A 23,009-nucleotide genomic window follows, 5' to 3' on the forward strand; every position below is an offset into this window, starting at 1 on the left:
TTTCTTTATCAGCTTAAACCACTTTCCCCATCAGCGGATCGCTGAAGCTGTGTTTGCCGGTTTCTACGCGGCCCGCGTATCTTTTTTCGAAGGATTGGCTGCCGCTTACTTTTACGCTGAAATCATACCAGCCATGACTTTTAGCCAGGTTAAGCACCAGGGTGCTTTGTCCTTTGCCTGCCAATACTTTCTTTAAGTTATTGGTTTTATAGGCATGGTCGGTTATTTCGATGGTGTGGGTTTTGCCATCGGTATTGGATAGTTTTAAAGCGACATTGCCTGTGAGCTTATTACTGATGTGTTCGTAATCGCAGATAACATCCAGATGCGGATCATTGGCATTGCCTTTATATTCCCGGAAGAAACCGTTGGGGCCGTAAACACGCAGGTGGTATTCATCGTTCTCAAATTCATGTACGGGCCAGTTGTCGGTAAGACTATCGCCCGCGGTGAGGGCATATGCCCAGGTACGCAGCGATTCCATTTTTTGCGGATCGTTAAAACTGGCGTATTTGCCCGGGGCGTAAACATTAAATGGCGCGCCGGTAGCTTTATCGCCGAAGGCTTTATTATCGGCAGTAAATTTTATGTCGAACGATTTTTTATCGGCACTCAACTTGCCATCGGCATATAGCTGGTAGGGCAGGGCGCATGATGGTTTGATGCCTTGCTCCTGTTTAGCCATGTACGGCGATGAGTGCGGATCTTTATTGATTTGCGCTATTTCATCTGCGGTAAGCAGTTTATAGGTGGGCAGTTTTTTAAATTTTGCCTGGTGGATGCTTTCTAAAAACGCGTCTTTAGCTACAAACTCAGGATTGGCTATTTTTTCGCCATTGTATGGTCTGAAAACGCTGGTCAAATCGCCGCAAATGGTACGGCGCCAGCTGCTGATGTTAGGTTCAGATACTTTTTTGCCTGTTTTTTTGCTTAAAAAGTTCTCCAGGAATTGCAGGGTTGAAGTATGGTCAAATACTTCGGAATTTACCCAGCCTCCTCTTGACCATGGCGAAGCAATAACCAATGGCACGCGATAACCCAGGCCTATAGAACATTCACGGTCATACATCTGTGGGAAATTATTGCGCGCTTTTTCCTGGGCAAGGGTCACAAAATCAACACTGGTGTCAATGCCTTTTGAAACCAGGCCGGTACCCGGTTTTTTAGAATGAGGTACTACAAATGGCGGTACATGGTCAAAATAACCATCGTTTTCGTCATAAGCCAATATGAAAATGGTTTTCTTCCAAACCTCGGGGTTCTGGGTCAGTATATCCATTACCTCAGATACATACCAGGCGCCAAACCAGGCTGCGCTGGGATGGTCCGAGAAATTTTCAGGGGCCGATATCCAGGAAACGGTTGGTAGCTGTCCTGTTTTTACATCCTCTCTAAACTGGTGCAGCACATCGCCTTTGGGTACCAGCAGTTCACGCTCGGTACCGTTATCGTTGTATTTGAGGTTAACCAGTTGGCGGTAATGCGGATCGTTGGTATTGGTGACAAAGCCTTTCTGGTGCAGGTTTTTTTCGCGTTGTGATAATGTGGCGAATTTGCCCGGGTCAAGACTGGCCATATCTTTTTTGATATTGTCCAGGTCGCGTTTTTTCTGTTTCAGCTGTTTTTGCAGGTGATCGATGTGCGCGTCGCCGGCAGGTAAAGCGGCTATTTGTTTCTCCAACACGCTTATCTCATCGGGCAAAAGAGTTGATCTTTTTTGCAGATAAGTGATATGATTATCATGCAGCTTGATATTGTACTGGCCAAAAAACTCCAATGGGTTGTCCTGGAAATTGGATAACCAGGAATCCTCTTCGCCTTCAAAACCGCTGTCGATAGCTACCTCGTTTTGGTAATGTTTCCAGGATATGCCATGATCTTCTAAACGCTCGGGGAAAGTAGCCCAGTTGAGCGTACCATAATCCATATCCTCATTCCATACATGGGCCAGTGAATCTTCATGCTGTTCGGCGCGTATGGTACCGCTCCAGAAATATAAACGGTTAGGATTGGTTCCGGTTAATGCCGAACAGAAATTCTGATCGCACACGGTAAAGGCATCGGCCAGGGCATAATAAAAAGGCAAGTCCTCCCGGTTGTAATAACCCAGGGTAAGCGGCATGTGCCTGTACTCTTTAATTCCATTTTGTTTTACATTGAGCCACTCATCATATTTTCCATCATTACGGGCATTTACCTGGTTGGCCCAGGAGTGCGGTAGTGATGACATCCAGGTGGCTTTAGTTCCCTTGATATCCAGGCGGAAAGGGGCATAAGTTTCACCGGCTTTGTTTGATTGCAGCCATACTTTATTTTTATTAGGCAGATCAATAGCCCGCGGATCGTTATAACCGCGTACACCTTTTAGCGTACCATAGGTATGGTCAAAAGAGCGGTTTTCCTGCATCAATATCACGATATGCTCGGCATCCAGGTAGGTACTGCCGGAGGCCGGGTTAATGGCCATCGCTTTTTGAATAGATTCGGGCAAGATACTGGCCATACCGGCCGCGCCCGTCAATAATGCTGCTTTCTTTAGAAAGTCTCTGCGGGTATCAAACATGGGTATTTATTTATTATTGGTCCATGGTCGATGGTTCATAGACCATGGTTATTATTTTTTCAATATTAAGAAATTTTAAAATCTATTACTGAAATACTACATTCTAAACTTTAAATTAATCTATGGACTATCGACTCTGGTCTATGGACTACAATCTAACCTCTTGCCGCAATCACCTCTTCACACAGGCCAAATGAAAGCGTCATGCCATTACCGCCCATGCCGTTGATAATAGTTACACCGGGTTCAATTTCCACAACCAGTTCGGTTGCCCCGTTTGTCATTTTGGGATAGATACCATGCCATGATTGCAGGAGCTTCCAGTCCTTAAAAGTGGCAAAAGTATGTAAGTACTCTATTATTAAATTATTAATAAATGCCTTGTCGAATGGATCATGAACCAGGCCATATTCGTGCGAATCGCCGATGGTTAATTCTCCGCTGCCATTTTGTGAAACCATTACATGGATGCCCCATTTTAAATGCGTAGCATATTGCTCTTCGTAACGTTTACGCAAAGCCGGTAACGAAGCCGCTGCCTGGAAACCGGGATAATGGATCATAGACAAACCGCCGCATAATGACGGCCCTATGCGCCACCCATCTGGCTGGGTAACCAGGCGCATCATCTGTAGTTTACACTTGGTAATAGGGGTTTGAGCAAATAGTTCGGGGTATAATGTTTCAAATTCGGCACCGCTGCACACAAATATCTCATCGGCTTGCCAGCTTTGGTTGCCCGATATTACTTTGGGATGTTCAATGCGGCTGATGGCGGTGTTCCAGTGAAACTCCACCCCATATTTTTCGGCCAGGTATTTAGCCACCTGCCCAACAGCCTCGCGCGATTCCACTATCATATCCTCACCGCTCCATAAGGCGCCTTTTAACCCTTCGGGATTAACGGCAAGCGATTTGGCAAAAGTTTGGGCTGGCGTTAATAATACACAATCGCGGAATCGGTGATTTACCTCTACATATTCTTTAATGGCCTGCAACTCATCGTCATGGTAAGCCAAATGCAATGATCCTACCTCATTATGCCATATACCCGCTTCGGTACAAATGGTTTTCCAGATACTGCGCGATAGCATGGCGCGGTCATACATAGGCCCGGTTGCCTGCCCAATTGGCCACACCATCCCAAAATTACGAATGGATGCACCAACGGCGCGTTCGTTACGCTCAAATACGGTTACCTTATAACCACGCATGGCTAAAGCGCGGGCTGTGGCTAAGCCAACAATACCCGCGCCTATGATGATTGCTTGTTTGTTCATTGGTTCATTAGTTCAATTGTTCATGGGGGCACTTCAACAAACTTAATCCGAAATGTTTTTGGATGATCAGCTTATGGAGTTACCTGTTACCAGATGGTCATTGCCCGATAGGCCAGGGCTCTCATTTTGACTTTTAACTTTTGAATTTTGACTTGGTCTGGCGCTTTGCAAAAAGTAAATGAGCGACAGCACACCGCAGATACCGCCGACAAGGCCTACGATCATTACGCCTTCCTGGAAAAAGTGACCCCAACTAATGTTTGGATGGCCCAGTTCTCTTATCAGTAAGATGCTCACACTGCCCAGGTAACCCATGGAATCGGCTACGTACATGATAAAACCTACGTTGCTTTTATAGTTAAAGGTGGCTATCATCCGCTCAAAAAATATGGCATTGTATGGTACATAGCCCAGGTAAAGGCCAAGCCCGGCCATGGTCATCCAGCTTATTGGACTGATCAGCTTCATGGTGAATAGCAGGGTTGATGCGCCAACCAATAGGCAACCACCAATAATGAACAGGTGAATGATACTGAAAGCCTTTAAATTCTTTTTAACCAAAATGAGCAAACTCATGGCCACCAGTACAATGACTGATATAATGGAATCGATATTGGTATAAATGCTATTGCTTTTTACACCCAGATCGGCCCATATCTCTACTTCAAAATTATCGCGGACATCACGCATAATGGTGAGCAATACATAAATGATAATGGTAAGGATAATGCCCGGTAAAAATCGCAGCAGGAATTGTTTACGTTCAATAGCATTCATGGGACTACGTTTAGTACGCAGCTTTTGATCCTCGGCCGTAGGGGCGGGCATCAACTCCATACAAAATACAAACAGTAGCAGTGGTAAAACAAATATAGCGCCTGTTAAAAAGGGCATAACATATTCGTTCACGTGAAAAACGCTGAGCAGGGTGCGACCAACTGTTTTTACAAAACCCGAGGCAAATATTAAACTGATGGATAGCACCGCTGCCATAAATTCGGTAGAGCGGCGACCTTCCAGGTAACCAAACACCAGGCCCCAGATGAGCCCCAATGGAAATCCGTTAATGAACAGGAAAATGATATTGAAAGGGGCTGGTACTATAGCAAAAGCCAGCAACGCCAGCCAGGCAATACCTATGAGGGTTAAAATATAGCGCGCCCTGTTTTGGCTGTTTACTTCGGCAATAAAGCGGATACCGTAAAACTTGCTGAAGGTATAACCTACCACCTGGGCAATAACCAGCCATACCTTATAATCAATGTGCAGGTATTGCTGACCGGTAAAAGTACCCGCCGCAAAGGCTTTGCGAAATGCATACATGGATGTATACAAACCAAATGAAGCCACAGCGGCCATTACAGATAGCAGAGAGTAAGGCCATTTGGCTACTTTTGCCTTGAGGCGGTCGACCAATTTCATTTGTACTTAATTTGAAGATTTTAAAATGGACGCTTCATTTTTATATAATTATTGGCTTCATGAGTTTAAGTCTTTTGTCCATGATCCTAAAGTCCCATAATCCAACTATTGATTTATGATGTCAATTACCTGTGCTATATCATCAATAATGTGGGTGGGATTGTAAGGTTCCAACTGCGCGCGGGTAAATGCGCCGGTAGTTACAGCTATTACATATTTGCAACCCACGTTCTGACCTTCGCGCACATCAACTTCGGTATCACCAACTTTGGCTACCTCTGATGGATCGGTGATGTTACCTTCCTTCATCATTTTTTGGATCATATAGGGATGCGGGCGGCCGAGTTCTACCTCGTCAGAGCCAACCACATGGTCAATCAAACCCTTTTCGCGCCATTGTAGGCGGGTTACTATCGTATCGGCAATATCACGTGAAAAACCGGTGTTGATACCTACTTGTATACCGGCCGCGCGAAGGGCTGCCAATGTTTCTTCTGCATGGGGCAGGGGCTCAATGCCCGGTTCGTTTTTGTAAAAGCTGATCATCTGGTGTACAAATTCTTTATGAATGTCGCCAATCAGCTCCGGGGTGATTTTATTGATATCACTTTCAATCAGTAGCAATATTTGTTTAATGGCCAGCGTTTTTTCATAACCCATTAAAGGATCGATCCGGTCAAGTTCTATATGATAACTATATTTTTTTAAAGCGGCTTGAAAAGCTTTACTCACTTCCTGATCGTCTTTAACCGTGGTACCGGCTATGTCAAAAACTACTAATTTAATGGCCATAATATTAATGAAATAATGTTTAGCAATAGTAAACTTTGTTTATTAATATCAAACTAAATTTGTGTTAAGATATGGTTAAGATGAGAGGATTTTGTGCGAAAAAGTATAACCTGCACCCTTAATAACCTCTTGCTGTCAAAGTAAATATGTATCCTCCATATGGGGCATGATGTCAGCAGGAATAATGCTAACTTTAAGTATGGAAGTAATACTTGTTTCAGAAATTACCTGCCCGGTTTGTGGTTTTAAAAAACAGGAGGAGATGCCGGTGAGTGCCTGTCAGTATTTTTACCAATGCGGCAACTGTAATACTTTATTAAAGCCTAAGGAGGGCGATCGCTGTGTTTTTTGCAGCTACGGCACTTACAAATGTCCGCCTTTGCAGGTCAATAGTTCGTGCTGTAATTAACTTAATTATAAAATAGCCGGTTACTTTTTCTCTTCAAAAAAATAAACCGCAAGCATGATGGCTGTGGTGTTGCCCAAATTTTTAGGTGTATGTGGAATGCGGCCGTCAAATAGCATAGAATCGCCTTGATGTATGGCTATCCGGTCGTCATTAAACTGGTATTCTATTTCGCCCTGCAAAATGTATTTGTACTCAAAGGCATCTGTTTCCACAAGCGGGCGTGTAGCGCCTGGCTCCAATTCCAGGATCACAATGTCGACAGTAGATTGCGTTATGGATTGGGTAAAGATGCGTTGGTAATGAAAACCGATAGCATGTTCTTTTTCAAAATGATCATACTCATGTTTGCGTTTTATCAGTATCGGTAAATGATCACTTTTTGAGCGGATGTCTTTAAAAAACTCGTTCAGGTCAATTTCCAGGGCTTTGATAATATCTATCAATACCATTAATGATGGTATGGTGCGGCTATTCTCAATCTGTGATATCAATCCTTTACTTACATTGGCCCGTATGGCCAGTTCCTGTACGGTGATGTTTTTTTCGCGGCGACGTTCTTTTATCCGGTTACTGATCTGTATCAGTATATCTTCTTCCATTATTTAGTTTCCAATTAGCGGGTGCAAAGTAGTGGTCAAAATCCAAAAGTCAAAATTCAAAAAATCTCCATCCATTAAAGTGATACCATAAATTGACACGGGAAAGCCTTCAAAACGGGCACTTAATCACCTAGTAATGATATTAATGAGTTAATAACGTATAACCCAGGGTTAATATTAAGCGAAAACGATATTTTACAAACATTTAATATTTTCATAATGTGGATACCCTTTATTTGCAAAAAATAAACTAACCATGGCTTTTTCTCAATATGATCCCCAGGCTGTTGTAAATGAAGTGTTTTCACTTTATGAAAAATTTGGCGACGAAGATTATATAGGCGAACCGGTTTCACAACTGGAGCACATGTCGCAGGCTGCTGCTTTGGCACAGGCCGAAGGTTTTGACGATGAAGTAATACTGGCCGCTTTTTTTCATGATATTGGTCATCTGTGTGCGGATGCCGAGGAGGCGGGAAGCATGGATGGTATGGGTAATGTTGATCATGAAAAATTAGGTGCCGATTACTTGCTGGAGCGTGGTTTTTCTGAAAGAGTGGCCAACCTGGTGCAGGGCCACGTAATAGCGAAGCGTTATCTTACTTATAAATACCCAGAATACTATAACCGGCTATCTGATGCCAGCAAAGGAACGCTGGAGTTTCAGGGTGGTGTAATGACCGAAGAAGAGGCCACTGATTTTGAATTAAACCCTGATGCCGAGCTAATTATACGTTTGCGGTATTGGGATGATATGGCCAAAGAAATGCACCAGCCTGTAAATAATATCGATTATTTAAAATCTATCGCACTAACCCACCTGCAACTGGTAAATAGTTGATATTTCTATATTAAGTTTTTGTAAGCGATATGTAATTCCGTTGTTACAAAAACCGCCTGCTTAACACAGGGTGAACATAAGATTAAGTATAGCTTAATACTAAATTGGTTTACTAATAATAAACAAAGTTTAGTATTGCTGTATGAAAAAATCAATCCTTTCACCATTAAATTTTAGCAGATGAACAAGTTTTACCAGAGACTAAAAAACCTTATCACGGTTTTATTATTTTGTATTACGCCATCTATTTTATTTGGACAAACCAAAATAAGCGGTACAGTTACCGACGAAAACCATTTGCCGCTTCCGGGAGTAAGTGTGAAAATTAAAGATCAAAACAAGGGTACTGTTACCGATGTGGATGGTCATTACTTTATTACAGCTTCTAACGGTCAAACGCTCGTTTTTACATTTATAGGCTACACCCCGCAATCAGTAGTAGTGGGCGATAAAGCCATTGTTAATGTAAGCATGAATGGTAACAGCAAAACGCTTAACGAGGTTGTTGTAACCGCTCTTGGTGTTAAAAAGGAAACCCGCCGTATTGGCTACGCCCTGCAGGCGGTTAACGGTGCCGATGTTACCACCGCGCGTGACCCTAACCCTATTACCGGTTTAACAGGTAAGGTGGCCGGTTTATCAGTAGGTCCATCAGCAGAGCTATTAGGCAATCCATCGGTATTAATAAGGGGTAACTCGGTAACTTTATATGTTGTTGACGGTTTCCCGATCAATACTGATACCTATAATATCAGCCCTGATGATATTGAAACCTACACTGTACTGAAAGGCCCGGCCGCGGCCGCCTTATATGGTAGTCGTGCACAAAACGGTGCTATCCTGATCACTACCAAAAAAGGTGAAAAGAACAAAAAAGGCCTTACTGTTGATATCAACAGCAGTACAGTAATGAACACCGGCTTCCTGGCATTTCCGCGTACGCAAAACTCATATGGCCCGGGTGAAAACACCTTTTATACCTTCGTTGACGGTAAAGGCGGTGCACCAGGTGGTGTGGATAGCGATTATGACGTTTGGGGGCCGTATTTTGCCGGTCAGTTAATACCTCAGTATGACAGCCCTGTTGTTAATGGTGTACGCCAGGGAACCCCATGGGTGGCCCGTGGTAAAGATAACCTGAAAAACTTTTTGAAAACAGGTTACCAAACCAACAATAACATTTCATTAGGTTCTGTGGGTGATACTTACGTAACCCGTTTCTCGGTTTCACAACAGCACCAAACCAGCTACATCCCGGCACAATACCTGGATATAGCCAATGCTAACTTCTACGCTTCATTTACCCCTACCAGCCGTTGGAAATTTGAGGCCAACGTTGATTTCAACAGACAATCAACTGATAACTTCCCAGACGTTCAATACGGCCCGAACAGTATCATTTATAACATTGCCGTTTGGACTGGCGCCGACTGGAATGTGAATGCACCTGATATCAAAGCTATCTGGCAGCCAGGTAAAGAAGGTGTTCAATCGGTATTTGCCGAATACACCCGTTACCACAACCCCTGGTTGTTAACCGAAAAATGGACAAGAGGTCACTATAAAAATGACATCTACGGATATTTGTCTGGGAATTTTAAGGTTAATGATAATTTGAATGTTACTTTACGTTCACAGATCGATACCTATAACATCTTACGCACAGAGGATCTGCCATTCTCGGCCCACCCTTACGGTCGCGAAGGTAACCAGGGCGATTATCGCGAGGACCGCCGCAACCTGTTTGACAACAATACAGAGTTGATGTTGAACTATAACTACACCGTTAAAAAATTCCTGAACTTATCGGGTGTGGTAGGTTCAAACTTACGCAGCTTCAACTATAATTCCAGCTGGACATCAACCGATTATTTGAACGTGCCAGAGGTTTATACCTTCGCCAACTCCAGAAACGCCGTACAATCAACCGCCTTTAGTTCAGAAGAACGTGTATTAAGTGGTTATTACTCTTTGGATGCTACATTTGGTAAATATGCTACCTTATCAAGCACCGGTCGTGTTGATAAATCGTCGGCATTTCAAAATGTAACTACCTATTATTATCCAAGTATATCGGCAGCTACGGTAATCTCTGATTATATTAAACTGCCAGAGGTTATTTCTTTCTTAAAAGCAAGGGCATCATACTCAACAGTTAAATCCGATGCTTCGAGCCCAACTATTGGTCCTGCTCCTTTCAATGCAATTTCGGTATATGGTGGCCAAACAACAACCAGTAACCCAAATTCAAACCCGTTATTCTTAAATCCGCTGGGCTATGGCAGTACTTACAACTCACCATACAACGGCCCAAGCTATCAGCTTAATCCATTTTACTTAACCAGTAAACCATATAACAGTCAGCCTGCTGCTTCTGCTTCAGATTTCCTTTATCAGCCAGGCATCAAAACATCAACCCGTGTTAACTACGAGGAAGGTTTTGATATTAAATTCTTACAAAATCGTTTAGGTCTTTCTGCTACCGCGTTCCAATACATTGATGGTCCGCAGATATTGGCCAATAGTATATCAACCGCTACCGGTTATACTACTTTATACCTGAATGCCTTAAAAACTAAAAAAACAGGTTATGAAGCTTCAATAGAAGGTACACCCATTAAAAATTGGGGTGGCTTTACCTGGAATGTTTTAGTTAACGTATCAACGTTTAAAGATGTTTATGAAGAGTTGCCTCCGGGACAAAACACCTATCAACAGTTCTTTAAACAAGGTGATCGTACCGATAAATTATATGGTACGGCCTTCGCCAGGACCCCTCAAGGTCAGATCATCAATGATGCTGCAGGGAAACCATTGGCTTTACCGGTTCCTCAATACTTGGGTAATGAAAATGCCAAATACCAGTGGAGTGTTGCCAATAAAGTGCGCTACAAAAACTTTAACCTGGGTTTCCAATTTGACGGCTCTGTTGGTGGTGTAATTATTGATTACATGCACAATAAAACCATGCGTGGTGGTTCAAACATTGAAACGGCTACAGGCGCATTGGGTGATGCTCGTTATAAAGACTGGCAAAACTTTGGTAAAAAAGACTATAATGGCAGTTATGTAGGTGAAGGTGTAACTGTATCAAACGGAGCTTCCATCAATTATGATCCAACAACCGGCAAAATAACAAATTACGGCGCGCTGCAATACTCACCAAACAAACAAACTGCGTTGGTGCAGGATTACGTGAGTAAATACTACAATGTTGATGAGTCAAACCTCATGAGCAAAACATTCTCTAAACTGCGCGAAGTAACGCTGGGTTATGATTTCCCGAAAGCATGGCTGGATAAATCATTCATCAGAAAAGCATCAGTATCGGTTTATGGTCGTAACTTATTGTATTTCTATGGTGACAAACGCTTTAAGGATGTGGATTTAGATCAATATAACTACGCTACTTCAAGCACTGTTTTACAGTCGCCAACGGTACGTAGCTATGGTGTTAACTTAAATGTATCATTCTAATTTAAAAATTAAATAATGATGAAAAAGATATTTATCAATTACTTACTGCCTGTATTTATGGTATTGGCGGTAACGGGCTGTAAAAAGAGCTTTGAAGATCTGACCAAAAATAACAACGTTCCAAGTACGGTACCTGCCTCGCTGTTGTTTAATGGTATATTAAACAGAATGGCCGATCTGCCGCAAACCAGTAATGAGATCTATTGCCAGTATTACATATACAACTATGATTATTATGGCAACAACCGTTATGATGGCTTTGCCAGTGGTGGCGACAATTATTACAGCACCATTAAAAACGTGTTGGATATGGAAAAACAGGCAACCGCTACAGGTGGTGGCGCGGTTAATCCATACGAGGCACTAGGTAAATTTTTCAGAGCTTATTTCTTTAGCAAGATGAGTTTGGAAGAAGGTGATATCCCGATGACTGAGGCCATAAAAGGCCTGGATAATCTTACACCTGCTTATGACTCACAGAAAACGGTAATGACACAATCATTGGCATGGCTGGAGAGCGCGAATGCCGACCTTACCCAGTTAATTAATGATCCAACTATTGCTGGCTCGGGCGCTGGCTCAAGTTTAACCAACGATATATACTTTAACAATGATCTTTCCAAATGGCAAAAAACGGTTAATGCTTTCCACGTAAGATTATTATTGGCCTTAAGTAAAAAAACTGCCGATATTGATGTGAAATCGCAGTTTGCAGCTATTATAGGCAATGCTACCAAATATCCATTAATGAATAATGCATCTGATAACCTGCAGTATATATTTGTTTCGCCAAGTAACTACTATCCGCAAAATCCAAACAATTTTGGACAAAACGGTTCAAGGCAAAACATGTCGGCAACTTATGTTAGCCTGCTTACCCAGTTTAAAGACCCACGTGTATTTGTTACTGCCGAGCCTTCACGCTACCTGGTTGATACATTAAAACAAAGCCCAACTGATTTTGCTTCATTTGTTGGCGCCGATGCTGGTCTTGACCTTGGTGTAATGTATAACAACGCTACCCTGCAACGCTACTCATTTTTAAATCGTAAGCATTTTTATTCAACCTATACCGGCGAACCAAGCATCCAAATTGGTTATCCAGAACTGATGTTTAATATTGCCGAAGGTATTAACCTGGGCTGGGCATCAGGCGATGCCGAAGCTTATTACAAAAAAGGTATACAGGCTTCATTTGATTCTTATACCATACCTACAGGTACCGGCGCATTCACAGCCTATTTTTACCATCCTACAACTAACTCTAAAGGTGTAACGGACCCAACCAGTTATAACACTTATCAGGTTAGTGTAAACTGGGATACCTATTATGCACAACCATTAGTTAAATATGCGGGTGGAGCAACAGGTTACAAGCAAATATTACAGCAAAAATACCTGGCCTTGTTCCGTCATTCGGGCTTGGAATCATACTTTACTTATCGTCGTACAGGTGTGCCTACATTTACAGTAGGTCCAGGTACAGGTAATAGTACCCGTATACCGCTACGTTTTGAGTATCCAACATCAGAAAGAACAGTTAATGCAGCTAATTATAATAAAGCATTAAGCAGCCAATATGGTGGCAGCGATGATATCAACGGAACCATGTGGATATTGAAATAAACCATGAATATTAATAATTAATAACAAAGGCCCCCGGTATACCAGGGGGCCTTTGTTGAATTAAATAAAAACCCATGAAAAGAATAATTCTAACAATACTACTTGCCGGCTCTATCTCGGCGCTATTTGCCCAGCAGCATAAAACAGAAAATGTGATCATTGTGACTATTGATGGTTTACGCTGGCAGGAGGTTTTTCGCGGTGCGGATTCGGCTTTGATCAATTCGAAGGAAACTAATGAGAAGGATGCAGTTCGTAAAAACTTCTGGACAGCAAACACCGATGACCGCCGTAAACTGTTGATGCCGTTTTTCTGGTCGGCCATTGTACAGCAGGGCCAGTTATATGGCAACCGCGATATAGGCAGTAAAGATGAGGTGGCCAACCCATACCATTTTTCGTACCCGGGCTATAACGAAATATTTACCGGTTTTCCCGATCCCCGGATGAATACCAACGAAGGTATCACCAATCCAAACATGAATGTGCTGGAGTTTTTAAATAAACAAAAGGGATTTCAAGGTAAGGTTGCCGCTTTTTCATCGTGGGAGCGGTTTACGCAAATACTGAACACTCAACGTTCAGGCATCCTGAACAATTCGGGCTATATGCCTGTAAATGTTCCGAGTATCAATGATCGTTTGAAACACCTTAACGAGATGCTGAATGAAGTACCGCATTTCCTTGGCGATTCCACCCGGATAGATTTTTTAACCTTCGAGTTTGCCAAAACCTATATGCAGCAGTTTAAACCACGTGCTTTATATGTGGCCTTTGACGAACCGGATGATATGGCCCATGCCGGTAACTATAAATATTACCTTGACCGCACTCACCAGGAAGATGATTATATCAGGCAATTATGGGATTTTGTACAAACCGATCCGGCTTATAAAAATAAAACTACGCTCATCATTACCTGTGATCATGGCAGGGGAGATGTGCCATTAACCAAATGGCGCGATCATGGTAAAGAAACCCCGAATTCTGAACAAACCTGGTTTGCTGTTTTAGGGCCAGATACTCCGGCTGGTGGCGAAATGAAATTACCTACAACAACTTATCATAAACAACTGGCGCAAACTATTGCAAAGTTACTGGGCTTTGATTTTAAAGCTTCGGCAGGGCATGAGGTCGGTGATGCTGTAGATAGTGTTTTTGGTAAATAATTCTTCACTATTACTATCATAGAAAATGCGTTTACCCATATTAATAACAGTGTTGCTTTCAATAACTGCAAGTGACAACTGGCAACCCAATCCCGCACCGGTATCAAAACACAAATTCATAGTTGCCGCACACCGTGGCGATCATGTGATCTATCCGGAAAACACTCTGGAAGCCTACCGCGAAGCCATCAAAAACGAGGCGGATTATGTAGAGATAGATCTGCGGACAACCAAAGATGGCGAACTGGTAAGCATGCATGATGGTAGTGTAAACCGGATGACCAACGGACAAGGGCAAATTAAAGACCTGACACTGGCAGAGCTTGAACTGCTCCAGGTAAAAAGTAAAGACATCACATCAACAGAAATTTACCGCATCCCTACATTTAAACAGATATTGCAGGTCTGCAAAAACAAGATCAATATTTATCTTGATTTTAAAGCTGCTGATCCTGCTATTGCCTATCAGATGATCAAGCAGTACGGAATGGAGAAACAAGTACTGGTGTACATCAACAGCGCTCCCCAATTTACCGGCTGGCGCAAAGCTGCTCCAAAAATGCCTCTGATGCTGAGCTTGCCCGATAGTGTTAAAACGGTTACCGGGATGGCGGATTTTATCTCCAAATACCAGCCCGATATATTAGATGGTAGTTACAAACAGTACAACGCAGATATGGTAAAACTGGCCGAAAGTAAACATATACCCGTTTGGCCTGATATTCAAAGTGCTGGCGAAGGCCTCGCCGATTGGGACAAGGCCCTGGCGACGGGATTATCTGGTTTGCAAACCGATCACCCGGCGGCATTGGTGAAATATTTAAAAGGGAGGGGGTTGAGGTAAATAGTTAAAAAACAATTTGTCATGCTGAACGAAGTGAAGAATCCATTTTTAGTTATGCCTGTTGAACAATAGATCCTTCACTTCGTTCAGGATGACAATATTTTGTGAGGTTTTTTCTATTCACTCTCCATCCTTAATTCTAACTTAACACCTGTACCGTATTTTTACTAAAAAAACAACCATGAGTACCCGCAGAGATTTTATTGGTACCGGATTGGCCGGTATAGCAGCCTTAACATTACTACCTGCTGTTAATACTTTTGCAAACGTTAATAATGAATATAACCGCCAAAATAAAGGCAGACTTAAACTACGTTTTGCCCTTGCATCTGATATCCATTACGGACAGCCGGATACCGATTACGCGCTGAATACCGGCAACATGGTTAAATGGATCAATGCCGATCATGCTAAAAATCATCTCGATATGGTAATTGTCAATGGCGACCTGGTGCATAACCGCCCAGATCTGTTGCCCGAGATAAAGACTCAATACCTGGATAAGTTCAATATGCCTTATCATACAATTCCCGGTAATCATGATTTTGCAGATGCGGCCCTGTGGCAAAAGAATTTTGGGTATGAGGATAAGTATACTGTAGAGTTTGGCGATATAGCTTTTGTACTGGCCAATACTGCGGATACAAAAGGAACCTATGTTTGCCCCGATAATACATTTATCAAGGCTTCACTGGAGAAATTCAAGGATAAGAAAATCGTGTTTGTGATACTACACATCGCTCCGTTCAAATGGCAAAAAGATGATTTTTTTGTGGATTGCCCCGAAACTATGGAATTGCTGCATGGCTACCCTAATGTAAAGGCCACTTTTCACGGGCACGATCATTTGCTTGATGGCATTCGTTACACCGGCAATAAATTCCCGCACTTTTTTGATTCGCACATTGGGGGTAACTGGGGTACCGATTATAAAGGATACCGCATAGTGGAGGTTGATAATGACAACGTTATTTACACTTACCAGGTAAATGCCAGCCAAAATCCGGTTTTGAATTCTAATAAATTGTAACGGTTCAGGAGACACATGTAATGTGTTTCTACGAAAATGAAATGAATAAAATTATTGCTCAGATGGAAACTTTAAACCGATCTGCGCACGGGCCCTGTCAATCACGTCGATCATTTGTTTTGACATTTGGTGGCTGATGACAGGGCTTTCTGTTTTACCTGTTTTGATCAGGTCACAAAAATGGGCTATTTCATAATTAAGACCACCCGAGATAAACGGCTCATGCAGTTCAACAACCCGGCCATCCAGGTAATCAATAGTGGCGCGGGCAGGGTTCCACCAGTTTTTGTGGATGGTGATATGGCCCAACGGTCCGGCAATCAGCGCGTCGCCTTTTCCATGCAGATCAAATCCGGCATATAGTTGCGAATACCCACCCGCGTGCTGCGTTTGAAATATGGTGAACATATCTACCCCGGTGCTGCCAAAGCGCCCCATGGCTTGTACATCCTGTAATTCGCCGAGCCAGTCTATCGCTAAAAAAGCTTCGTATACACCTATCTGCATCAGTCCACCACCAGCAAGCTCCAAACTAAAATTAGGATGGTCGGCAGAAAGATCAGCGACTGATGATCCCGCGCGTACATAACCCGCGGGGCCAATAGGATCGTGGGTAAGGTATTCTTTTAAACGCAGGTATAAAGGATAGAAGGCCGGTTTCATGCCTTCCATAAAAAGTAACTTACATTCATGGGCTACAGCAAGCAGTTGCTCCAATTCGGCCAGGTTAACGGTAACCGGTTTTTCACAAAGCACATGTTTTCCGGCTTTTAGTGCGGTAATGCTATAAGCAGCATGACTATCAGGTAGGGTGGCAATATATACCGCATCGATATCGCTGGCTAATAATTCATCAACATTGGCGCAGGCAATACCACCGTATTGTTCTGCAAAGGCATTAACAGTGGATGGTGTTCTTGACCAGGAAGCCACCAGCTGGGTATCCGCTACTTCCTGAAGGCCCTGCATAAACCGGTGGGCAATACGCCCGCAACCTATTATTCCCCATTTAATCATAGTCGTAAGTTCTGAGTCCCAAGCCAAAAGTCTAAAATAAAAAAGTCTTAAGTCAAAAAATATAAATATTAATTGACTTAAGACTTTTATCTAAAGACTTCCGACTTACACTATTGGTACTGGATGTAAATAGGATATGGTTTGTATCTTGATAAAACCTCCTCAGGCGTTAACATGTGGTGAGGTGCTTTTTTGATATCGTTTTTATAAAACAGTTTAAAGCCTGTAAACTGTACCGGTTCCTGGTTAATAAAGTAACGGTAAGTGCCTGTTTTAAGATCTGGCTCGCCCCAGCCGTCCATATCCATTACCACCTGAACTTCCTTGCGTAGTTTAATGTTTTTATAGTTGGTCAACATCTTTTTAGTAAAGCGGTGTACCACTAAAATTTTGGGAGGCAGGTTATACTTTTTAACCAGACCGGCTAAATAACCTGATACATAGTTCACGTCCTCTGCATCATAAGTACCAATTTTTCTGCCAGGATGAGTGCCATCTTTCATGGAGAATTCAGGATCCATGCCGAAATGCACTTGTGGCATGGCTAAATATTTTTCGAGCAGGGGCAGTTCCGCATGTATATTGCTCAAAGCCACCTGCACATCTAAAAATACAATAGCATGTGCTTTTTTAGCCAATGATAAAACACTGTCAATTTGCTTAAATGGCATGCGGTAACGGAATTTACCGTCTTTACCGCCATCGCCCTGAGCCACTACGGCAATATAATGCAGTGCTGGCTGTACCGGTGTTTTTGGATCGGCTTTTTCCCAGTGTTTTACCTCGCCTTTTAATTTAGCCAGCATCTCATTTGGAGGTAATTCACCCAGGATGCCCATTTTTTTGGAGTACAGATTACCATAAAAAGCAACCACACGTTTAAATGGCAAAATAGCGCCGTTTAGTGGATACGGCGTGTTTTTAACCGGCCATCTGCCGGTGGTATCGCCATGGGCGTTAAATTTTAACAGCGAATCATAAAGCTTTTTATCCAAAGGAGGATAGCTTGACTTTAGCACACTTAGTGTGTCCGCTGTTTCGCCTTTGGCAGAGTCTGCCTTGGTTGCTGTTTGTTTAGCGCCCGGCTTGCTGGTGTTGCCGCTTTGTTTGCAATTGGTTAGCAGGGTAATTGTTAATAAAAGCGCCGAGGCGTAAAGGAAAAAATGTTTCATTATTATAAAGGTGAGATTTTTGCGTATTTGATGTGCCGGTTTTTAAACTCTTTTAACTGGTTAATTACTAATTATTTCTGCTGATATCCGGGGCCGTGCAAAATAACACCTTTTCTGGTGCCTGTATGCTTAAAATTATCAACAGTGATGTTTCCATTCACTAAAACATACTTAAAACCAGTTGAATAGGCGTGGGGATGTTCAAACGTTGATTGGTCTTTGACCGTACCGGCGTCAAAGATAACAATATCTGCAAACATACCGGGCTGCAACAAGCCACGATTGGTTAAATGGAATTTTTGTGCAGGTAAGGAGGTCATTTTTCGGATAGCATCCTCCAGCCTGATCACATTTTTTTCGCGTACATAATAAGCCAGCACCCGGGCATTGCTGCCATAACCACGCGGATGCGGTACACCCGAACCAAATAAACGGATGCCCGAATCTGAAGCTACCATGGTTAGCGGATAACGGAGGATATTCTCCACATCGGCTTCGTTTAAGCCATGAAATACCATGGATGCGCTGCCTATTTTGGTAATATCTAAAATGGTTTCAATCTCATCAGGGATAGTTGATGGGCGGCCTTTGGCGATATTGATCTGCATAATGTTTTTGCCGTTGATAGATGGATCTCCATCACAATGGGCAACCACGGCGTAATCAAAATGTTCGCGGGTGCGCCTTTTCATATCCGTTATCATCTCGGCCACAACCTTTTGGTGGATCAGTGGGTTATTCAGGCGTTTTAATACCGAGTCATGGCCGCCATCCTGCAGCCAGTCTGGCAATAATACATTCAGGGTGGTGCTGCTGGCTGTGTATGGGTATTGATCAACGGTTACATCCAAACCTTCCTGTCGAGCTTTTTCGATCATGGTTATCATTTCGTTGGAGCGGTTCCAGTTGGGCAGGCCAACCTTGAAATGGGAGATCTCTACCGGCATATTGGCTTGCCGGCCAATATCAATAGCTTCGGCAATGGCATCAAATATCTTATCCGATTCATTGCGCATGTGCGAAGTGTAAACGCCATGATATTTGGCCGCTGCTTTTGCCAGGGCAACAACTTCGGGTGTTTTTGAATATAAGCCCGGTGTATAAATTAGTCCGGTAGAAAATCCCACCGCACCATCGCGCATGGCTTGCTCCACAATGGCCTGCATTTTTTGCAACTGTGCATCGTTGGGTGTGATGGCCGCTTTGCCTAAAACGGTTTCGCGTACATCATTGTGGCCTATCAGCGAGGCTACATTTACAGATAGCTTCAGGTTATCTAAAAACTGAAAATATTTTTTAATATCGATGTTGGAAGTGCCGCAATTCCCAGTGATCACAGTGGTTACACCATCGTAAATAAAATTATCGGCAGTCGGGGTTTTCTTTTCGTCGCCTTCAATATGGGTATGTACATCGATAAAGCCAGGAGCAATGATGAGGCCGGTGGCATCAATGGTTTTACCCGCATTGCTTTTGGACAGATCGCCAATGCTTACTATCTTATCCTTATTAATACCCACATCACCATAAAACCAGGGATTGCCGGCACCGTCAATGATCTTTCCGTTTTTAAGAATGATGTCAAAATGCTGCTGTGCAAAACAACCTGTGGATATTAAGATCAGGCATGCGGTATACAGCAGTTTTTTGATCATCGTAATTATGAACGTGTTTTAAAGAATTTTCCAAAAACACCAAGCGGCAGTTTTGATCCAGCGGTAGCCTGTAGATAAAGCTCGCCGATCTCCAGGTTTTGCACTTTCGGGAAGGCGCTTTTGATGAGGTTTTCGATAATGACAGATGAAAAACCGAGTGAGTAAGTATTCAGAATGAGAAAATGCTCTTCGGGATCAAGTAATTGGATCACATCGGCCATCATTTCGTTGATATTATCTTCCAGTTTCCATTTTTCGCCGTTGGGGCCATTGCCGTATGCCGGGGGATCCAGGATGATACCGTTATATTTTTTACCGCGTTTGAGCTCGCGCTTTACAAACTTCAGTGCATCCTCAACTACCCAACGAATATTGTTCAGACCCGAGATCTCCTGGTTTTCATTGGCCCAGGTTACCACTTGTTTTATCGAATCTACGTGCGTGGTATCGGCACCGGCTGCCTGCGCAATTAACGATGCGCCGCCGGTATAGGCAAACAGGTTAAGTACTTTAGGCTGTGGTGTTTTAAATTTTTTAATGTTTTGGGTGATATAATCCCAGTTAACAGCCTGCTCCGGAAAAATACCCAGGTGTTTAAAGGAGGTTAAACCCAAACGGAATTTGATGGCCGCATCTTTGTTTTTGTATTCAATATGCCAGCGATCGGGCGTTTTCGGGTCTTTTTTGATCCAGTCGCCCGCGGTTGCTGAGCGTCCCTTGAATTTGATATGGTGCAGGCGCTGCCATTCAGAGGCCGGCAGTTGTTTGCTCCAAACTGCTTGTGGTTCGGGGCGTATCAGTACAATATTCCCAAAGCGCTCCAGCTTTTCAAAATCGCCGCAATCAATCAGTTCGTAATCTTTCCAGTGCGTGGGGGTTAATAGTTGGATCATCTATTTAGTATCAAGTAATGAGTATCAGGTATCAAGACTAACGGTGTCTTTAATACAAAGCGCAAATTTACTATTCTTTTTTGGTATTGAATAGCTGGTATCAAGGCCTAATAAGGCCGATCGATTGATATATAATAATTAGTAAATAATAATTATATTTAGAATCTAATCATATGAAGAGAACGATTAAAAACTATTAACGAAACCAAAAAAACATGAAAACAGAATTTGGAAAATCTCTTTCGAGAGCAGAAATGAAAAATGTAACGGGCGGTATTGGCCCTGATCAGGTATGGGTATTATGTAATGTAAATGGAGCAACGGTACGAGAAATATCAACCTGTACAGGTAATTGCGACGCTCATTGCACCACGGGTAGCTGGATTAGCTTTGCACCGGGATACACCTGTGCTTGTCCCTGATCTATAAACGCCTTACCTGGAAACAGGTTTATTGGTAATCAATTACAAAAACTAAAGCCTGATCAAATATTTGATCAGGCTTTAGTTTTTGTATATCACTCGCGAAAATAATAATTCAGCCGGATCAGAGCTTAGCTTTTGCAGCCTGCATGAATTTACTGGCGAATACAAAATCGTTCAGTTCCTGGTTATCGGTGTGGGCTATTTCTTTGTTGCTACCTTCCCACCATTTTTTACCCTGGTGTAAAAATATAATGTGATCGCCTATACCCATTACAGAGTTCATATCGTGGGTAACAATCACTGTTGTTATTTCATATTCCTCGGTCAGCTCGTTGATCAGCTCATCTATCAGGATGGATGTTTTAGGATCGAGGCCCGAGTTGGGTTCGTCCACAAACAAATATTTTGGCTGCATGGATATGGCACGGGCAATACCTACACGTTTCTTCATACCACCCGAAAGTTCAGACGGGTATAATTTATTCTTGCCGGTTAAATTAACTCTTTCGAGGCAAAAATTGGCGCGATCGAGTTTTTCGGCTTTTGATTGATTGGTAAAAAGATTCAGCGGGAACATAATATTCTCTTCCACGGTCATGGAGTCAAATAATGCCGAATTTTGAAAAAGCATCCCGATTTTGGTACGGATAGGTACACGTTGCTCAAAATCCATATCGGTAAAATTCTCGCCGTCAAATATCACGTCGCCCTTGGTAGGGTCATGCAGGCCAACAATACATTTCAGCAAAGTGGTTTTTCCTGATCCTGAGCCGCCAATGATGAGGTTGTTTTTACCTGGTTGAAAAGTCGCGGTTATACCTTTTAGTACTTCGTTCTCGCCAAATGTTTTGTAGATATCTTTAATTTCGATCATAGTAGCAGGCGTGAAATAATAAGATCCACAAATAAGATCATAATACAGCTCCAAACAACACCACGGGTAGCCGACTGGCCAACTTCAAGCGAACCGCCATCGGTATAAAACCCCTGGTAAGAGCAAATAGAGGTAATGATGAATCCAAAAAATATAGCTTTAACCGCGCAAACGGTAACAATAAGCGGATTAAAACCATCCGTTAAGCCGGTTACATAATCGGCTGTTGATACATCGTTTGAGGCCGCGCAGGCGATATAGCCACCGGTTAAGCCTAAAATTACCGATACAATGACCAATAGGGGAATCATAGACACCCCGGCAATGATCTTTGGCGATATCAAATAGCCCGGTGCATTTACGCCCATGATCTCCAGCGCGTCTATCTGTTCGGTTACGCGCATGGTGCCAATTTGCGAGGCCATACTGGAGCCCACCCGGCCTGCTAATACCAGCGCCGAGATAGTCGGACTAAACTCCAGGATGGTTGAATCGCGGGTGATACCGCCTACGATGGTTTTAGGAATAAAGTCGCTCACCAGCTGGAATGCGGTTTGAATAGTGGCCACCGCGCCGATAAACACCGAAATAATAGCGATGATACCCAGTGAGCCTATACCCACCGAAACCATTTCACGCATTACCTCGCTCCAATAAACACTAAACTTTTCGGGCTTTCTGAAAGCTAAACGCAGCAGAAGAATGTATTTTCCTAAACTATGGAACATTTGTTTTTATAAAAATCGGTTAAAAATACGTTTTTTACATTAAGCTTTACCGCTTGTGCCTATTGAATTAATTTAAATATGCAATTTTATAAGCTATCAACTATCGCTTACGTAAATTCGGCCCATAAAGCTTCAGGCCTAATCAAAAAAATATGTCCCATATTTCCGGGGCGTTTTAAAAGAACACTTATTT

Annotated in this window: 19 protein-coding genes; 8 read left to right on the forward strand and 11 right to left on the reverse strand. The window is 42.8% G+C overall.

The window, feature by feature from the left end; all coding sequences use genetic code 11:
* Window positions 1-13: 13 nt before the first annotated feature.
* The 4 genes from FHW89_RS25565 to FHW89_RS25580 all read right to left on the reverse strand — a co-directional run bounded on the left by FHW89_RS25565 (window position 14) and on the right by FHW89_RS25580 (window position 6,057).
* Window positions 14-2,563: a phosphocholine-specific phospholipase C gene (locus tag FHW89_RS25565; RefSeq protein ID WP_172337898.1), complete on the reverse strand. Its 2,550-nt coding sequence runs from the start codon at window positions 2,561-2,563 to the stop codon at window positions 14-16.
* 155 nt (window positions 2,564-2,718) lie between these two features.
* Complete coding sequence (locus FHW89_RS25570) at window positions 2,719-3,843, reverse strand: TIGR03364 family FAD-dependent oxidoreductase (RefSeq protein WP_172337899.1); 1,125 nt, start codon at window positions 3,841-3,843, stop codon at window positions 2,719-2,721.
* A 66-nt stretch (window positions 3,844-3,909) separates the two neighbouring features.
* Window positions 3,910-5,265 carry a DUF5690 family protein gene (locus FHW89_RS25575; protein ID WP_172337900.1) on the reverse strand — a complete coding sequence of 452 codons (1,356 nt, stop codon included), beginning with the start codon at window positions 5,263-5,265 and terminating at the stop codon, window positions 3,910-3,912.
* Window positions 5,266-5,370: 105 nt separating this feature from the next.
* Window positions 5,371-6,057 carry an HAD hydrolase-like protein gene (locus tag FHW89_RS25580; protein ID WP_172337901.1) on the reverse strand — a complete coding sequence of 229 codons (687 nt, stop codon included), beginning with the start codon at window positions 6,055-6,057 and terminating at the stop codon, window positions 5,371-5,373.
* A gap of 199 nt (window positions 6,058-6,256) precedes the next feature.
* Between FHW89_RS25580 and FHW89_RS29070 the strand changes: the two genes are divergently transcribed.
* Complete coding sequence (locus FHW89_RS29070; RefSeq protein WP_305848683.1) at window positions 6,257-6,466, forward strand: GDCCVxC domain-containing (seleno)protein; 210 nt, start codon at window positions 6,257-6,259, stop codon at window positions 6,464-6,466.
* Window positions 6,467-6,486: 20 nt separating this feature from the next.
* Here FHW89_RS29070 and FHW89_RS25585 read toward each other — a convergent pair whose 3' ends face one another.
* Window positions 6,487-7,065, reverse strand: a complete 579-nt coding sequence (locus FHW89_RS25585) for an XRE family transcriptional regulator (protein ID WP_172337902.1) — start codon at window positions 7,063-7,065, stop codon at window positions 6,487-6,489.
* Window positions 7,066-7,321: 256 nt separating this feature from the next.
* On the opposite strand from FHW89_RS25585, the gene FHW89_RS25590 reads away from it, so the two are divergent.
* The 6 genes from FHW89_RS25590 (at window position 7,322) to FHW89_RS25615 (ending at window position 16,052) form a co-directional block, all read left to right on the forward strand.
* Window positions 7,322-7,906, forward strand: coding sequence for an HDIG domain-containing metalloprotein (locus FHW89_RS25590; protein WP_172337903.1), 585 nt, complete (start codon window positions 7,322-7,324; stop codon window positions 7,904-7,906).
* 180 nt (window positions 7,907-8,086) lie between these two features.
* Window positions 8,087-11,383, forward strand: coding sequence for a SusC/RagA family TonB-linked outer membrane protein (locus tag FHW89_RS25595; RefSeq protein ID WP_172337904.1), 3,297 nt, complete (start codon window positions 8,087-8,089; stop codon window positions 11,381-11,383).
* 15 nt (window positions 11,384-11,398) lie between these two features.
* Window positions 11,399-13,009, forward strand: coding sequence for a SusD/RagB family nutrient-binding outer membrane lipoprotein (locus FHW89_RS25600; protein WP_253952321.1), 1,611 nt, complete (start codon window positions 11,399-11,401; stop codon window positions 13,007-13,009).
* Between the two features lie 74 nt (window positions 13,010-13,083).
* Complete coding sequence (locus FHW89_RS25605; RefSeq protein ID WP_172337905.1) at window positions 13,084-14,178, forward strand: alkaline phosphatase family protein; 1,095 nt, start codon at window positions 13,084-13,086, stop codon at window positions 14,176-14,178.
* 25 nt (window positions 14,179-14,203) lie between these two features.
* A complete protein-coding gene (locus FHW89_RS25610) occupies window positions 14,204-15,022 on the forward strand; it encodes a glycerophosphodiester phosphodiesterase family protein (protein WP_172337906.1) in 819 nt (272 codons plus the stop codon).
* A 181-nt stretch (window positions 15,023-15,203) separates the two neighbouring features.
* Window positions 15,204-16,052, forward strand: coding sequence for a metallophosphoesterase (locus FHW89_RS25615; protein ID WP_172337907.1), 849 nt, complete (start codon window positions 15,204-15,206; stop codon window positions 16,050-16,052).
* Between the two features lie 51 nt (window positions 16,053-16,103).
* On the opposite strand, the gene FHW89_RS25620 is transcribed toward FHW89_RS25615, so the two are convergent.
* The 4 genes from FHW89_RS25620 to FHW89_RS25635 all read right to left on the reverse strand — a co-directional run bounded on the left by FHW89_RS25620 (window position 16,104) and on the right by FHW89_RS25635 (window position 20,789).
* Window positions 16,104-17,069, reverse strand: a complete 966-nt coding sequence (locus FHW89_RS25620; protein ID WP_172337908.1) for a Gfo/Idh/MocA family protein — start codon at window positions 17,067-17,069, stop codon at window positions 16,104-16,106.
* A gap of 110 nt (window positions 17,070-17,179) precedes the next feature.
* The gene (locus tag FHW89_RS25625; RefSeq protein WP_172337909.1) at window positions 17,180-18,241 is read right to left on the reverse strand and encodes a hypothetical protein; all 1,062 of its coding nucleotides are present in this window, start codon (window positions 18,239-18,241) and stop codon (window positions 17,180-17,182) included.
* Window positions 18,242-18,312: 71 nt separating this feature from the next.
* On the reverse strand, window positions 18,313-19,896 hold the full coding sequence (locus FHW89_RS25630; protein ID WP_172337910.1) for an amidohydrolase family protein: 1,584 nt from the start codon (window positions 19,894-19,896) through the stop codon (window positions 18,313-18,315).
* A 5-nt stretch (window positions 19,897-19,901) separates the two neighbouring features.
* The gene (locus FHW89_RS25635) at window positions 19,902-20,789 is read right to left on the reverse strand and encodes a class I SAM-dependent methyltransferase (RefSeq protein WP_172337911.1); all 888 of its coding nucleotides are present in this window, start codon (window positions 20,787-20,789) and stop codon (window positions 19,902-19,904) included.
* A gap of 215 nt (window positions 20,790-21,004) precedes the next feature.
* On the opposite strand from FHW89_RS25635, the gene FHW89_RS25640 reads away from it, so the two are divergent.
* On the forward strand, window positions 21,005-21,211 hold the full coding sequence (locus FHW89_RS25640; protein ID WP_172337912.1) for a hypothetical protein: 207 nt from the start codon (window positions 21,005-21,007) through the stop codon (window positions 21,209-21,211).
* 124 nt (window positions 21,212-21,335) lie between these two features.
* On the opposite strand, the gene FHW89_RS25645 is transcribed toward FHW89_RS25640, so the two are convergent.
* Window positions 21,336-22,088 carry an ABC transporter ATP-binding protein gene (locus tag FHW89_RS25645; RefSeq protein WP_172337913.1) on the reverse strand — a complete coding sequence of 251 codons (753 nt, stop codon included), beginning with the start codon at window positions 22,086-22,088 and terminating at the stop codon, window positions 21,336-21,338.
* Window positions 22,085-22,816 (reverse strand): ABC transporter permease, encoded by a 732-nt coding sequence (locus FHW89_RS25650; RefSeq protein WP_172337914.1) that lies wholly within the window; start codon window positions 22,814-22,816, stop codon window positions 22,085-22,087. The genes FHW89_RS25645 and FHW89_RS25650 overlap by 4 nt, the downstream gene beginning before the upstream one ends.
* Window positions 22,817-23,009: the final 193 nt, after the last annotated feature.

Source organism: Mucilaginibacter sp. SG564 (assembly GCF_013149275.1).
Classification (GTDB): domain Bacteria; phylum Bacteroidota; class Bacteroidia; order Sphingobacteriales; family Sphingobacteriaceae; genus Mucilaginibacter.

Excerpts from the sequence above, each read along its gene's own strand:
- FHW89_RS25640 (WP_172337912.1), top strand. The coding sequence starts at position 21,005 with ATGAAAACAGAATTTGGAAAATCTCTTTCGAGAGCAGAAATGAAAAAT.
- FHW89_RS25615 (WP_172337907.1), top strand. The coding sequence starts at position 15,204 with ATGAGTACCCGCAGAGATTTTATTGGTACCGGATTGGCCGGTATAGCA.
- FHW89_RS25585 (WP_172337902.1), bottom strand. The coding sequence starts at position 7,065 with ATGGAAGAAGATATACTGATACAGATCAGTAACCGGATAAAAGAACGT.
- FHW89_RS25620 (WP_172337908.1), bottom strand. The coding sequence starts at position 17,069 with ATGATTAAATGGGGAATAATAGGTTGCGGGCGTATTGCCCACCGGTTT.
- FHW89_RS25650 (WP_172337914.1), bottom strand. The coding sequence starts at position 22,816 with ATGTTCCATAGTTTAGGAAAATACATTCTTCTGCTGCGTTTAGCTTTC.
- FHW89_RS25625 (WP_172337909.1), bottom strand. The coding sequence starts at position 18,241 with ATGAAACATTTTTTCCTTTACGCCTCGGCGCTTTTATTAACAATTACC.
- FHW89_RS25590 (WP_172337903.1), top strand. The coding sequence starts at position 7,322 with ATGGCTTTTTCTCAATATGATCCCCAGGCTGTTGTAAATGAAGTGTTT.
- FHW89_RS25630 (WP_172337910.1), bottom strand. The coding sequence starts at position 19,896 with ATGATCAAAAAACTGCTGTATACCGCATGCCTGATCTTAATATCCACA.
- FHW89_RS29070 (WP_305848683.1), top strand. The coding sequence starts at position 6,257 with ATGGAAGTAATACTTGTTTCAGAAATTACCTGCCCGGTTTGTGGTTTT.
- FHW89_RS25635 (WP_172337911.1), bottom strand. The coding sequence starts at position 20,789 with ATGATCCAACTATTAACCCCCACGCACTGGAAAGATTACGAACTGATT.
- FHW89_RS25605 (WP_172337905.1), top strand. The coding sequence starts at position 13,084 with ATGAAAAGAATAATTCTAACAATACTACTTGCCGGCTCTATCTCGGCG.
- FHW89_RS25580 (WP_172337901.1), bottom strand. The coding sequence starts at position 6,057 with ATGGCCATTAAATTAGTAGTTTTTGACATAGCCGGTACCACGGTTAAA.
- FHW89_RS25600 (WP_253952321.1), top strand. The coding sequence starts at position 11,399 with ATGATGAAAAAGATATTTATCAATTACTTACTGCCTGTATTTATGGTA.
- FHW89_RS25570 (WP_172337899.1), bottom strand. The coding sequence starts at position 3,843 with ATGAACAAACAAGCAATCATCATAGGCGCGGGTATTGTTGGCTTAGCC.
- FHW89_RS25565 (WP_172337898.1), bottom strand. The coding sequence starts at position 2,563 with ATGTTTGATACCCGCAGAGACTTTCTAAAGAAAGCAGCATTATTGACG.
- FHW89_RS25575 (WP_172337900.1), bottom strand. The coding sequence starts at position 5,265 with ATGAAATTGGTCGACCGCCTCAAGGCAAAAGTAGCCAAATGGCCTTAC.
- FHW89_RS25645 (WP_172337913.1), bottom strand. The coding sequence starts at position 22,088 with ATGATCGAAATTAAAGATATCTACAAAACATTTGGCGAGAACGAAGTA.
- FHW89_RS25610 (WP_172337906.1), top strand. The coding sequence starts at position 14,204 with ATGCGTTTACCCATATTAATAACAGTGTTGCTTTCAATAACTGCAAGT.
- FHW89_RS25595 (WP_172337904.1), top strand. The coding sequence starts at position 8,087 with ATGAACAAGTTTTACCAGAGACTAAAAAACCTTATCACGGTTTTATTA.